13 protein-coding genes and 1 tRNA gene are annotated in these 13271 nt (G+C 62.7%); 8 read left to right on the top strand and 6 right to left on the bottom strand.

Annotated features, from left to right (window positions below; all coding sequences use genetic code 11):
* The first annotated feature begins 34 nt into the window (after positions 1 to 34).
* The 3 genes from H0241_RS34050 to H0241_RS34060 all read left to right on the top strand — a co-directional run bounded on the left by H0241_RS34050 (position 35) and on the right by H0241_RS34060 (position 3331).
* Positions 35 to 679: a carbonic anhydrase gene (locus tag H0241_RS34050; protein ID WP_181062094.1), complete on the top strand. Its 645-nt coding sequence runs from the start codon at positions 35 to 37 to the stop codon at positions 677 to 679.
* 90 nt (positions 680 to 769) lie between these two features.
* Positions 770 to 1183, top strand: coding sequence for a nuclear transport factor 2 family protein (locus H0241_RS34055; RefSeq protein WP_181062095.1), 414 nt, complete (start codon positions 770 to 772; stop codon positions 1181 to 1183).
* Positions 1184 to 1276: 93 nt separating this feature from the next.
* On the top strand, positions 1277 to 3331 hold the full coding sequence (locus H0241_RS34060; protein WP_181062096.1) for a M3 family metallopeptidase: 2055 nt from the start codon (positions 1277 to 1279) through the stop codon (positions 3329 to 3331).
* A 111-nt stretch (positions 3332 to 3442) separates the two neighbouring features.
* Here H0241_RS34060 and H0241_RS34065 read toward each other — a convergent pair whose 3' ends face one another.
* The 4 genes from H0241_RS34065 to H0241_RS34080 form a co-directional block, all read right to left on the bottom strand.
* The gene (locus tag H0241_RS34065) at positions 3443 to 4963 is read right to left on the bottom strand and encodes a M81 family metallopeptidase (protein ID WP_181062097.1); all 1521 of its coding nucleotides are present in this window, start codon (positions 4961 to 4963) and stop codon (positions 3443 to 3445) included.
* Between the two features lie 22 nt (positions 4964 to 4985).
* Entirely contained in the window at positions 4986 to 5810 is an 825-nt protein-coding gene (locus tag H0241_RS34070; protein WP_023668609.1) for a carbohydrate ABC transporter permease, read from the bottom strand.
* Positions 5807 to 6676, bottom strand: coding sequence for a carbohydrate ABC transporter permease (locus H0241_RS34075; RefSeq protein WP_181062098.1), 870 nt, complete (start codon positions 6674 to 6676; stop codon positions 5807 to 5809). Before H0241_RS34075 ends, H0241_RS34070 begins: the two co-directional genes overlap by 4 nt.
* A 404-nt stretch (positions 6677 to 7080) precedes the next feature.
* A complete protein-coding gene (locus H0241_RS34080; protein WP_181062099.1) occupies positions 7081 to 8313 on the bottom strand; it encodes an ABC transporter substrate-binding protein in 1233 nt (410 codons plus the stop codon).
* A gap of 178 nt (positions 8314 to 8491) precedes the next feature.
* On the opposite strand from H0241_RS34080, the gene H0241_RS34085 reads away from it, so the two are divergent.
* From H0241_RS34085 to H0241_RS34095, 3 genes are read left to right on the top strand one after another with little or no spacing between them, the layout of a single operon-like run.
* Positions 8492 to 9262 (top strand): SDR family NAD(P)-dependent oxidoreductase, encoded by a 771-nt coding sequence (locus H0241_RS34085; RefSeq protein WP_181062100.1) that lies wholly within the window; start codon positions 8492 to 8494, stop codon positions 9260 to 9262.
* A gap of 2 nt (positions 9263 to 9264) precedes the next feature.
* A complete protein-coding gene (locus tag H0241_RS34090) occupies positions 9265 to 10332 on the top strand; it encodes an ABC transporter ATP-binding protein (RefSeq protein ID WP_181062101.1) in 1068 nt (355 codons plus the stop codon).
* Between the two features lie 50 nt (positions 10333 to 10382).
* Complete coding sequence (locus H0241_RS34095) at positions 10383 to 11264, top strand: MurR/RpiR family transcriptional regulator (protein WP_112393654.1); 882 nt, start codon at positions 10383 to 10385, stop codon at positions 11262 to 11264.
* 115 nt (positions 11265 to 11379) lie between these two features.
* On the opposite strand, the gene H0241_RS34100 is transcribed toward H0241_RS34095, so the two are convergent.
* Together H0241_RS34100 and H0241_RS34105 are read right to left on the bottom strand one after the other, a co-directional pair.
* Positions 11380 to 11703, bottom strand: coding sequence for a DUF167 family protein (locus H0241_RS34100; protein WP_328824961.1), 324 nt, complete (start codon positions 11701 to 11703; stop codon positions 11380 to 11382).
* Entirely contained in the window at positions 11700 to 12002 is a 303-nt protein-coding gene (locus H0241_RS34105; protein ID WP_181062102.1) for a YggT family protein, read from the bottom strand. Before H0241_RS34105 ends, H0241_RS34100 begins: the two co-directional genes overlap by 4 nt.
* 149 nt (positions 12003 to 12151) lie before the next feature.
* Here H0241_RS34105 and H0241_RS34110 point away from each other — a divergent pair.
* Positions 12152 to 12227 (top strand) — tRNA-Ala (locus H0241_RS34110).
* 227 nt (positions 12228 to 12454) lie between these two features.
* Positions 12455 to 12781 (top strand): DUF6968 family protein, encoded by a 327-nt coding sequence (locus H0241_RS34115; protein ID WP_181062103.1) that lies wholly within the window; start codon positions 12455 to 12457, stop codon positions 12779 to 12781.
* The last annotated feature ends 490 nt before the right edge of the window (positions 12782 to 13271 follow it).

Here is a 13271-nt window from a genome sequence, read left to right on the forward strand (position 1 = left end):
CGCATCCAACCCGGAAAGGGTCTAGACGCCGCCCATGCCCCACCTCCCCGAACACCTCCTCAACGGCTACCGCAACTTCATGAACGGCCGCTATCTCAGCGAGAGCGGACGCTATCGCGAGCTCGCCCGCGAGGGGCAGGCGCCCGAAACCATGATCGTTGCCTGCTGCGATTCGCGCTCCGCGCCCGAAGCGATTTTCGACGCCGGGCCCGGCGAACTCTTCGTGCTGCGCAATGTCGGCAATCTGGTGCCGCCCTATGCGCCGGATGGCGAGTTCCACTCGACCTCGGCCGCGCTCGAATTCGCCGTGCAGAGCCTGAAGGTGAAGAACATCGTGGTGATGGGCCATGGCCGCTGCGGCGGCATCCGCGCCGCGCTCGACCCCAATTCGGCGCCGCTGTCGCCCGGCGACTTCATCGGCAAATGGATGAGCCTGATCGCGCCGGCTGCCGAAACCGTGTCGTCCAGCACCTTCATGACGGCGACGGAACGGCAGACAGCGCTGGAGCGCATCTCGATCCGCTATTCGATCGCCAATCTCAGGACCTTCCCTTGCGTCTCGATCCTCGAAGGCAAGGGGCGGCTCGCCCTGCACGGTGCGTGGTTCGACATTTCGACCGGCGAGCTTTGGCTGATGAACAAGGACACCGGCGATTTCGAGCGGCCGGATTTGGGGTAGACCATGATCCCGAAAAGTGGGCACCGGTTTTCTCAGACAAAACGGGAACCGTTTTGTCCGGAGATCATGGTCAAATAAGAGGAGGCAGTCATGCCGGATCGCCATTCGATCGTTTTCGCCGTGGCGGCGCTGCTGCTTTCCCTCACCCCTGCCCGCGCCGATGACGGCGCCATCATCGACCGCTGGTATTCAGCGCTGCTGGTCGCCGACCGCACCGAATTGTCGGACCTGCTCGCCGACGACGTCCGCATCAAGCTCGACGATCTCGGTGTTGTGCAGTCGAAGCAGGAATTCATCGCCTCGATCGACGAATGGAAGGGAGCGGTTGCGGGCGCCGCGATCCGCCATCGCATCGAAAAGAGCGAGGCCGGCGTCACCACGGTTATCGCCTGCTACGATTTCCCCAACAATGACATGCTGATGCAGGAGACGTTCGCCGTCGCCGGCAACCGCATCACCGCCAGTTCGCAAGCGGCGATCGCGGAAAATTGCGACGGCTTCTGACGCCAGCTTGAACGGCCGCGCTGTTGCGCCGCGCCAGGCATCGCCCTACATCGGGTCAGCCCGCCTCGCCTGACAATCATCGAAAGAGCAATCATGTCGTCCACGAAAGCCGTCGATCTCGCCGCCCATCCTTTGACCAAATGGCAGGGACCGCTCGGCCTGCCCGATTTCGTCAGCATCGGCGACGGCGACTTTTCCCCGGTGTTCGACGCAGCCCTGAAGGCGCATGAGGCCGAGATCGACGCCATCGCCGCCAACAAGGATGCGCCGACCATCGAGAACACGCTGGCAGCACTGGAGCTTGCGGGCGAGCCGCTCGATCACGTCTCGTCGATCTTCTGGTGCCGGGCCGGCGCCCATACCAACGATGCGATCCAGACGCTGGAGCGCGACATCTCGCCAAAGATGTCGAGGCACTTCTCAGCGATCTCGATGAACGAGAAACTGTTTGCCCGCATCGACGACCTCTACCAGCGCCGCGAGACGCTGAAGCTCGATGCCGAGACGCTGCGCGTGCTGGAAAAGACCTGGAAAGGCTTTGTCCGATCCGGTGCCAAACTCGATGCCGACGGCAAGAAACGGCTGGCCAACATCAGCGAGGAACTATCCTCGCTCGGCACCACTTTCGGCCAGAACGTGCTGGCCGACGAGCGTGACTGGGCGCTGTTCCTCGATGATGCCGACCTTGCCGGTCTCCCGGACTTCGTGAAAAGCTCGATGGCCGAGGCCGCCGAGACGCGCGGCCAGAAAGGCCGCTACGCCGTCACTTTGTCGCGCTCGATCTATGAGCCGTTCACCACCTTTTCCGAACGCCGCGACTTGCGCGAAACCGCCTTCCGCGCCTTCACCATGCGCGGCCAGAACGGCGGCGCCAGCGACAACACCGCAGTGGTGCGCGATATGCTGAAGCTGCGCGCCGAAAAGGCAAAGCTGCTCGGCTACGGCTCTTTCGCCGCGCTCAAGCTCGACGACACCATGGCCAAGACGCCGAAAGCCGTGCACGACCTGCTCGACCCGGTGTGGGAGAAGGCGCTGGAGAAAGCTGCAGCCGACCAGAAGGAGCTGGAGCGACTGGCGACTGACGCCGGCAGCAATGAGACCTTCGCCGCCTGGGACTGGCGCTTCTACCAGGAGAAATTGCGCGCCGAAAAGTTCGCTTTCGACGAGGCGGAGCTGAAGCCGTACCTGCAGCTCGACCGCGTCATCGACGCCTGTTTCGACGTTGCCACAAAACTGTTCGGCATCACTTTCGAGGAGAAGAAGGGCATCGCCGCCTGGCATCCCGACGCGCGGGTGTTCGTGGTGAAGAACGCCGATGGCAGCGAGCGCGGCCTGTTCCTCGCCGACTATTTCGCCCGGTCCTCGAAGCGCTCCGGCGCCTGGATGAGCGCGCTGAAGTCCGGCTACAAGCTTGGCCATGGCTCGAAGCCGGTCATTTACAACATCATGAACTTCGCCAAGCCCCCGGCCGGCGAAGCAGCCCTTCTGTCAGTCGACGAAGCCAAGACCCTGTTCCACGAGTTCGGCCACGCGCTGCATGGCATGCTGACCGACGTCACCTGGCCGTCCGTGGCGGGCACTTCGGTCAGCCGCGATTTCGTCGAACTGCCCTCGCAGCTCTACGAGCATTGGCTGACCGTGCCGGCGGTGCTGGAAAAGCATGCGCTGCACGTCAAGACCGGCAAGCCGATGCCGAAGGTGCTGCTCGACAAGATGCTGGCCGCCCGCACTTTTGGCGCCGGCTTCGCCACGGTCGAGTTCACCGCATCAGCGCTCATCGACATGGCCTGTCACGCACGACCGGACGCGCCGACGGAACCGCTGCGTTTCGAAGCCGAAACGCTGGAAAAGCTTGATATGCCCGACACCATCGCCATGCGCCATCGCACCCCGCATTTCGGCCATGTCTTCTCCGGCGACGGTTATTCAGCCGGCTACTATTCCTATATGTGGTCGGAAGTACTGGACGCCGACGCCTTTGCCGCCTTCGAAGAAACTGGCGATCCCTTCAACCCAGCGCTGGCCGAACGGCTGCGGAAGAACATTTACGCCGCTGGTGGGTCGAAGGATCCGGAAGAGCTGTACACGGCGTTCCGCGGCAAGATGCCATCGCCGGAAGCGATGATGGTGAAGCGGGGATTGGTGTAGCGCCAGCCTTCCCCTTCTCCCCTTGTGGGAGAAGGTGGATCGGCGCGCAGCGCCGAGACGGATGAGGGGTGTTCCCGGGGACACCAACCTCTCACTCCGCTGGAACACCCCTCATCCGTCGCCTTCGGCGACACCTTCTCCCACAGGGGGAGAAGGGGGAGCTTTCCAAGGATCAGCCACCCTCGGCCACACCGGCCGCGTCAATTTCTTGTAATCCGTCACCGCCGGATTGCTCGGATACGAACTCGGCGCCGAGAGATAAATGATCTCCGCCGCGATCGGTGCAAAGCCGGCGTAGAAATGGTTGGTCGACTTGATCAGCAAAATGTCCTTGCTCATCGGATCGACGCCGATGTTGGAGAAAATATCCGGCTCGAAGGTCTGCGTGCGGTTGGTGTTGAGGATGATGTCGACCTCGGTGCCTTGGATGCGCACCAGCGCCGTCGGTCCGAGCGTCACCCGGCTCGGCCCGAAACTCTGCCATCCCTCGGGCACCGCCTTCAGGACCCGCACCTTGGCGTCGATCGGTTCGCCGGCCAGCGGCCCCGCCTTGCCGCCGAAACGCAGGTCGATGACGGCGCCTTCGCCGGCAGCCTGGCAGAAAGTGACGGCGATCGGGTCCCAGATCGTCGCTACACCAACATTGTTCAAGCCCCGTTCCAGCATGGCGCGCAGCACCGCGGTGCCGTCGCCGGCGACGCCGCCGCCGGGATTGTCCCAGATGTCGGCGATGACAGCCGGCCTGTCCGGGTTTTCCTTGCGCACGGCAAGCGCCCGATCAATGCCATCCTCGGTGTTCAGCATCGTCATCGCCGTCTTCTCGCGCATGGCGTAAAGCTCGCGCCCCAGCCGCTCCGCAAGCGCATTGCCCCTGGCCTTGTGATTGTCGGTGACGACCAGGATGCGGGTGCCCATTTCCGGCACATCTGCCGCCATGAAGCCATGGATGACCGAGACCGACAGCACGCCATCCTTGCCGTGTAGGGCCTTGATGCGGTCGACAAAGGAACGCATCGGCTCGCGGCTGGTCGGCAGCACCTGGATCATGCGGCAGTCGAAGGTCGAGATGACAGGCCTGATCTCGCCACGCGCTGCCGCCAGTCCGAGTTCGACGACATGTTCACCGCGCTCGTAGAAATCGGTGTGCGGAAATTCGAGGAAATAGGCCATGACGTTTGATGCCGCGACGCGCTTCGGCGTCAGGTGGCTGTGCGGGTCGAGTTCCACGGCGATCACCACATCCGGCCCGACCATTGCGCGAGCCCGCTCCAGCAGATCGCCTTCGCAATCGTCATAGCCCTGCGCCACCATGGCGCCGTGCAGGCCGAGAATGACGGCATCGACCGGCAAGGCTGCCTCGAGTTGCCCGAGAATCTCGTCGCGCAGCGCCTCATAGGTCTGCCGCTGCACCAGCCCGCCCGGTTCCGCCCAGGTGGCGGTGCCTTCGATGACGGTCAGCCCTTCGGCGACCGCGCGCCGGCGCAGCGCGACCATCGGCGAAGAGCACAAGGTCGGCGTGTCCGGATGCTTGCCCGGGCCGGCATAGAAGGCCATTTCGAACGACGCGCGGTCGGTCGGCACCGGTGAGAAGGTGTTGGTTTCCGTCGCCAGCGAGGCGGTGAAGATGCGCATGAAAGCTCCGTAGACAGCTACGCTATTTGACCGCCCCGAGCGCCAGCCCCCGGACGAGATAGCGCTGCAGCCAGATGAACAGGATCGCCACCGGCAGGGTCGCCAGCAGCGTTGCCGCCATCACATGGTGCCACTCGATCGTGTAGCGGCCGGCGACCAGCGAGAACACCTGGATCGGCAGCGTATAGCTTTCCTGGCTGCGCAGCATGGTGAGTGCGACGACGAACTCGTTCCAGGCGTTGATGAAGGTGAAGATGGCGGTCACCGCGATCGCAGGCAGGCAGAGCGGCAGGAACACTTTGCGCAAGGTCAGCCAGCGGCCGGCGCCTTCCATCCAGGCGGCTTCCTCGAGATCGCGCGGGATGGTGTCGAAATAGCTCTGCAGCATCCACACGGTGAAGGCGACGTTGAAGGCCATATAGATGACGCCAAGCGCCGTGGTCGATTCGATCAGCCCCCAGGCGGCCATCAGCCGGAACAGGCCGAGCACCAGCACGATCGGCGAGATCATCTGCGAGATCAGCAGGAACTGGCGGAAGGCGCCGTAGCCGGCAAAGCGAAACCGCGACATGGCGTAAGCCGCCGGCACCGAGATCAGGATCGCGCCGACAGTGGCGATCACCGAGACATAAAGCGAATTGGCCAGCGCCTGGCCGAAGCCGGTCGCCACCCACATGTCGGCAAAATTCGACCAGTGGAACTCGCTCGGCCACCAGGTCGGCGACAGCACTTCCTGTCGCGGCTTGACCGCGGTCAGGAACATCACCGCGAAGGGAAAGATCGTCACCACCAGCAGCGGCGACAGCAGCAGCCAGGCGATGATGGTGCGCTTCAGCTTGGGCGTCATGCGCGTTGCTCCCGCATGGCGAGGCGCACATAGATCATGGTGAAGATCAGCAAGATGGCGAACATCAGCAGCGACACCGCCGAGGCCTCCCCCAGTTTGCCGATACGGAAGGCCAGCTTGTAGAGGTGGGTGACCAGGATATCGGTCGAGTTGGCCGGCCCGCCTTGCGTCATCACCCAGATGATCGGGAAGGAATTGAAGACGTAGATGGTGTTGAGCACGATGGCGATGTTGATGAACGGCTTTAGCAGCGGAAAGGTGATCTCGCGGAATTGCTGCAGCGGCGTCGCACCCTCCAGTGCCGCCGCCTCGTAGAGATCGTCGGGGATGGACGACAGGCCGCCGAGGAAGATCGTCGTCGTGAACGGCACCGTCACCAATATGCCGATCAGCACCTGCATCGGAAAGGCGGTCTCGGCGCGCGCCAGCCACTGGATGTTCTCGTGGATCAGGCCGAGCCCGATCAGCGCCGAGTTCAGCATGCCGCTTTCGCCGTTGAGCGCCCAGCGCCAGACCACCGCCGTCATCGTCAGCGACACCGCCCACGGCAGCATGATGATGACGCGGGCAATGCCACGGCCGTAGAAATCGGTGTTGAGGATCATCGCCACCGGAACCGACAACAGCAGCGCGCCGCCAACCACCAGCACGGTCCACAGGCCGGTGCGCCAGAGTGCCGCCAGGAAATCGGGATCGGCGAGGAAAGCAGCGTAATTGGCGAAATTGTTGAAGTCGCGCAGCTGGCCGAAGCGGCTGACATCATGCGTCGAAATCTGGATCAGGTCCCAGACCGGCCAGAAAATGACCACCGCTGCCAGCAGCAGGCTGGGCAAGGTCAGCAGATAGGGCAAGAAACGATTTTGCATTGGCCGGTTTCGTACCGCGGTTCAGTGGCGCTGGCACGCCAGCTCGGATCAATCTTGCATATCTGTCGAGTGCAGCGCTTCAGGATTTGAATTTCCTGCGGGTGTTTGCGCTGCCCCTCACCTGCCTGCCCGTCCCAGCAGTTGCGGAAGGGGGCCCTTCCTCTCCCCCGTCGATCGGGGGAGAGGTGTCGAGCGAAGCTCGACGGAGTGGGGGTCGACCCTTGAGCGCAAGGCGAAGCGATGCTTGCGCGTAGTGCCCTTCCTATGTCTGTTCGCGGCGGTTGCAAGGTGGTTCCCCCACTCCGTCTCGGCTTCGCCGAGCCACCTCTCCCCCCTCCGGAGGGAGAGGAAAGGGGTGGCGCGCCCCGATCTCTAGGGGCGCGCCGGGCGCAGGGAGATACGCCCTATTTCTTCAGCACCGCGTTGGCCTTGTCAGCCGCTTCCTTCAGGCCTGCCTCGGGGTCGCCGCCAAGATAGATCTTCTGCATGGCATCCGAGGTGATCTGGGCGACTTCTTCCCAGCCCGGAATGACGGGCGCGAAGCGGGCGTCGGGCAGCAGCGCGGTGAAGGCGGCCAGATCGGCATTGTTGACGTAATAGTCCATCTTGGCCTCTTCCTTGTTCACCGGGAGGAAGCCTTCGCCCTGGGTAAACTTGGCGCGCTGTTCGGTGGTGAACAGGAAGTCGAGCAGCTTCCAGGCCTCATCCTTGTTCTTGGAGTTCTTGAACATGATGATGGAATCTGTGACGCCATAGGTACCGCGCGCGCCGGTCGGGCCGGCCGGAATAGCGGCAACGCCATATTTCAGGTTCGGCGCCTCGTCCTTGATCTGGTTGGACAGGAACGGTGCGGTGATCATCATGCCGACCTTGCCCTGCTTGAACAGGTTCTGCACGTCCTCGCGGTTGTTGGAGGTGACGCCCGGCTCAGTCAGGCCTTCATCGATCATCGACTTGTAGAGCTTGGCGGCTGCGAGCGCGCCCGGTGTGCCGAGGCCCGACGTGCCGTCCTTGTTGAGGATCTCGGTGCCTTGCGACCACATCGCATAGTAGTAATAGACGTCCGTCTCGATCTCCTTGCCCTGCAGGCCGAAGCCGAACGTGCCGGAGCCCAGCGCCTTGATCTTGCGCGCGTCTTCCTGCAGCTCGGTCCAGGTTGCCGGCGGCTTGGCGATGCCGGCCTTCTCGAACAATTCCTTGTTGTAGTACATGGCGCGCGCCGAAGCCGCGATCGGCAGGCCGTAGGTCTTGCCGTCCATGATCGAGGGCGACAGGAAGGTGTCGATGAAACGGTCCTTGAAGTCAGGCTTGATGTAGCCATCGAGCGGCTCGGCGACGTCCTGCTGGACGAAATCGATCAGCCAGCGCGTGCCGATGATCGACAGATCCGCATTGGTGCCGGCGGTGATGTCGGTGGTCAGTTTCTGCAGCAGCACCTCCCACGGCACCACTTCGAACTTGACGGTGATGCCCGGATTGGCGGCTTCGAATTCCTTCTTCACCGCTTCGAAATAAGGCCCGGTCTTGGCGCTGTATTCGGCGACGGTGACGCGCACTTCGCCGGCATCGGCCTGCGCCGTCAGCGCCAGCATGCTCATTCCGGCCATCAGGCCCATGGTCCATTTTGCAAGCGTCATACGATCTCTCCCATTTGATTGGCGCCTGCGCTCTTGCGGCTTTCAGGCGGCCTCGGCTTTATGTGACTTTCCTACATTATCCATCATTTCGCGCTGTGCAAGCGGATTATCCTGTTGCTTAATTACATTTCTTAAAATAGCGTTTTCCGACTATCGTAGATCCAGGGAGACGCGCAGGGTGGTTTCAAAGGCCGAATTCGCAGGCAAGACTGCGCTGGTAACCGGCGCTGGCGGCGGCCTCGGCTCGGCCATCGTAGCGCTGCTGGCCGAACGCGGCGCGCGCGTCGTCGGCTGCGACCAGTCGGAAGAAGCGTTGCGCAGTCCGCACCTGGCGTCGCGCCACGTCTTCGACCTCCTTGACCGGGCCTCCATCGAGGTGGCGATACCGGCGATCATCGAGAAAGACGGCGTTCCCGACATCCTGATCAACAATGCCGGCTGGACGCGTGCCGAGACGTTGCCGGCGCTGACTGCCGAGAAGATCGAGCACGAGCTCGACCTCAATTTGACCGGGGTGATGCTGTTCGCCGATCCGCTGATCAAGGCGATGGCCGCGCGCGGTTCCGGTAGTATCGTCTTCATCTCCTCGGTCAACGCCATCGCGCATTTCGGCAACCCGGCCTATGCCGCGGCCAAGGCCGGCATCAACGCCTATGCCAAATCGGTCGCGGTGGAACTTGGCCGCAGCGGCCTGCGCGCCAATGTCGTCTGCCCCGGTTCGATCCGCACCGCCGCCTGGGACCATCGCCTGGCCAAGAACCCTGATATTCTCGCCAAGCTGCAGCGACTCTACCCGCTCGGCCGCATCGTCGACGCCACGGAAGTGGCCGAAGCGGTGGCCTTCCTTGCCTCGGAACGCGCATCGGGGATAACCGGCGCGGTGGTGCCGGTGGACGCCGGACTGACCGCCGGCTTCTTGCCCTTCATCGACGACATATTGGGAGCCTGACCATGACCGACGTCGAGTTCCGCGACCTGTCGAAATCGTTCGGCTGGCACAAGATCCTCGAAAACATCAGCCTCGACATCAAAAGCGGCGAGTTCGTCGTGCTGGTCGGCCCTTCCGGCTGCGGCAAGTCGACCTTGCTGCGCATGCTGGCCGGGCTGGAGCCGATCACCTCGGGCGACCTCTCGATCGGCGGCGTGCGAGCCAACGATTTACCGCCGCAGCAGCGCAACATCGCGATGGTCTTCCAGTCCTATGCGCTGTTTCCGCACCTGAAGGCATCGGACAATATCGGCTTCGGCCCAAAGATCCGCGGCGAGAGCCGCACCGCCATCGACGACAAGGTCAAGAAGGCGTCGGGCGTCCTCAACCTGTTCTCCTATCTCGACCGCTATCCCCGGGAACTGTCGGGTGGCCAGCGCCAGCGCGTCGCCATGGGCCGCGCCATCGTGCGCGAACCCTCGGTGTTCCTGTTCGACGAGCCGCTCAGCAATCTCGATGCGCAATTGCGCGTGCAGATGCGCACCGAGATCAAGGCGCTGCACCAGCGGCTGAAATCGACCATCGTCTATGTCACCCACGACCAGATCGAGGCCATGACCATGGCCGACCGCATCGTGGTGATGGACCGCGGCAAGATCCAGCAGGTCGGCGCGCCGCTGGAGCTTTATGACCGGCCCGCCAACAAATTCGTCGCCTCCTTCATCGGCTCGCCGTCGATGAGCTTTGTGTCCGGCGCGCTGAAGACCACGCCCGACAAGACCTGGTTCGAATCTGCCGGCGGCGGACGTCTGGCACTTTCCGGCAAGACGGTGCCGGCGGGCAGCACTGTCGAGGCCGGCATAAGGCCCGAACATTTCGTCATCGGCGAGGCCACCGACGCGATGGCGATCAAGGTCGATGTCGTCGAGCCGACCGGCTCGGAAACCCATGTCTATGGCGCCATCGGCGCTGATACCGTGCGCGCCGTATTCCGCGACCGGATACAGGTCAGGCCGGGTGAAATGCTGCCGGTCTCGGTCGCGCCGGGCAACATCCATCTGTTCGACAAGGCGACAGGCCTGCCGCTATGAAGGCAGCGCTACGAAAACGAAAACCCTGAGATGAAGACGACAACCCAGAAATGAAAACGCCGGCCGACATCATCACGCGCCTGCAGCTGATGTCGCAGGACGGCACCAAATCGGACCGCCGTCTGGCCGGCCTCGTGCTGACCGATCTCGATTTCGCCTCCAAGGCGGCGATCTCCGAAATTGCCGCGCGCGTCGGCGTCAGCGAACCGACGGTGACCCGCTTCTGCCGCAATCTCGGCTGCGAGGGCTTGCGCGACTTCAAATTCTATCTGGCGCAGGCGATCGCCATTGGCGGCCAGTATCTGTCGCCCGAGCCGCTCAACCGCGACGCGCGCGAGCAGCGCATCGCGACCGCCATCACCGAGGCGGCAATCGCCGCCATCCAGCGCGCCAGCGAAAACCTCGACATGAAGACGCTGGTCGGCGTGGCCGCGCGCATCGTCAATTCGGGCAATGTGCTGTGCATCGGCTCCGGTGGCATTTCCTCGATGATGGCGACGGAAATGCAGAACCGGCTGTTCCGGCTGGGCGTGCCGGTGCTGGCGCAGGTCGACGGGCAATTGCAGCGCATGTATGCCGCGGTCGCCACGTCAGAGACCACGCTGATCGCCTTTTCCGTCTCCGGCTATGCGCGCTCGGTCATCGACGCAGTGCAGGTCGCCCAGCAATATGGTGCCACCACCATCGCCATCACCCCGCCGGAGTCGGCGCTGGCCAAGGCAGCCGACACGGTCATCCAGTTCCAGTCGCTGGAAGACGGCAACATCTACAAGCCGACCTCGTCACGCTATGCGCTGCTGTCGATCGTCGACATGATCGTCACTTCGGTCGCCGAGACGCGCGGACCCAGGGTTCTGGAAAACCTGCGCCGCATCAAGCAGAGCGTGAACACGCTGAAGGTCGACGACCCGAAGCTGCCGCTGGGCGATTGAGGACTAGCTGGCGAAGTTACCGATCTCCCCCCGCGTGGGGGAGATGTCCGGCAGGACAGAGGGGGGCGCTGTCCCGCCGACAGGTCTCCTTGCCGCACAAGCGCTGGATCTTCGATCAGCCGCTGAGCGCCTCAATGCACTGCGCCAGCAGCGCCGGATCACCCGCGACGCGCAGCGTCTTCAAGCGAGCGGTAGCGCCCGCAACAACCGACACCGCCGATGCCGGGACGCCCAGGGCCTTGGCGACAAGTCTTTGCAATGCTTGATTGGCCGCGCCATTCTCCGGCACGGCGCGCACCCGCGCTTTGAGATGGCAGCGTCCGTCGGCCGATGTCTCCATGCCTTCGAGCCTGTCTAGCGCTGCCTTGGGCGTCAGCCGGACGAACAGGTCGATGCCGTCGTCACGCAGACGGTACGGCAAACTGGTGGCAGAGGTCACATCGGCCCGATGCCGAACATCGGCTGAATGGTGTAGTTCAGGAACATGCTGATAAATGTCAGCACCAAAAGCAGAATGATTGGTGAAATGTCGACACCGCCGAGGTCTGGCAGAAGGCGGCGGATCGGCCGCAAAGCTGGCTCGGTCAGTCGATAGAGCGTGGTGCCGATGGAATTGACGAGCTGATTGCGCGAATTGACAACGTTGAAGGCGTAGAGCCACGAGAAGATGGCCGCGCCGATTATGATCCACCAATAGATACTTATTGCGGCATGCAGCGTGTAAAAGACGGCGACCATCAGTAGCTCCTTGCGAACGCACGACATGTAGCCACTGCACCCGGAACCGGCAAGGGCCGCTTTCCCAAGTGCGCTATGCCGCTGTCTTGATGAGCCGTTTCGCCTTGACAGGAAACCGCAGCCTTCGATAAATGCGCCATCCGCTGGACGGGGCTGTAGCTCAGCTGGGAGAGCGCGTCGTTCGCAATGACGAGGTCAGGAGTTCGATCCTCCTCAGCTCCACCAGCGGAATTTAGAAGGCATATCTCCCAGCAAAATCAATAAGATAGGCGAAAGGGCCTCTTTCGTTTGGCCCGCGCGTTTGGCCCACGTTTCGGGCTACCTCCGGTGCCACCGTCGCCGGCGTGTGCCTTTCGCCTCCGTTCCAATCACTCCGAACAACCGAGTTCGACCCCATTTGCGGCCTGGATCTTATCGGCTAAGGTCCGCTGATTAGCGGAGGCAGCTCTTCAATGGATCAGCCGTTTGTGTCGCGGACGTTCGCCGTGGGTGAGCAGGAAGTAGTGTGCAAATTCCAACGACCAGTACCCGGAGATCACGATTATCGCTGTGACTATCAGATCGTTTTTCCATCAAGGACGCGAGCATTCCACGGCTTCGGTATTGATGAAGTTCAAGCTCTTCTTGCCGCCATGCAAAACGCCCATGCGTATATTCTGACGTCAGATGAATATCAGAACCAAGGGCTGATGTGGCTGGGTATGCGAGAACTTGGACTTCCCTTGGCAGGTGGTCTGTCGACTGAAGATTTTCCCAAATCACCTCGAAACAACCGCTAACCACCCATCTCGGCCGTTTGAGGCAACCAGCCGATTGGGTTTTGAGCCTCCAACCCCCCCTCAACGAACCTGACGGGCAACGTTGCGGCGATCTCCTCAGCCATGCCCGGCAACAGCCGCTCAAGGGCCTGACGGGTCCGGCAATACGACTGAGGTCGCCACGAGGGCTGGCCGCTGCGCATTCCTGACCTGTACTGAATGATCCACTGGATTTGGTTGCGACACTCGATGATCCGGGTCGCCTTGGCCTCGCTGAAGTCCCATCTCAGGACCACGCGGGAATAGTTGTCTGCTTCCTCGCAGGCCGGGTTAAGGGCACGCGGGGTTCTGCTTCTGCTCACTGTCTGAATTGCCTTCCTGTTGCTGTGGTGTTGATGGTTTCCGGGGCTGCCGGGGCTGCGCTGAACGCGGTGAAGCAATCCGGGCGCACAATGTGCCTCCAGACCAAAGCGCCGCTGTGCGCAGGGTGTATGGGGTGGGTGTTATGGGG

The organism is Mesorhizobium neociceri (genome assembly GCF_013520985.1).
Taxonomy (GTDB): domain Bacteria; phylum Pseudomonadota; class Alphaproteobacteria; order Rhizobiales; family Rhizobiaceae; genus Mesorhizobium; species Mesorhizobium neociceri.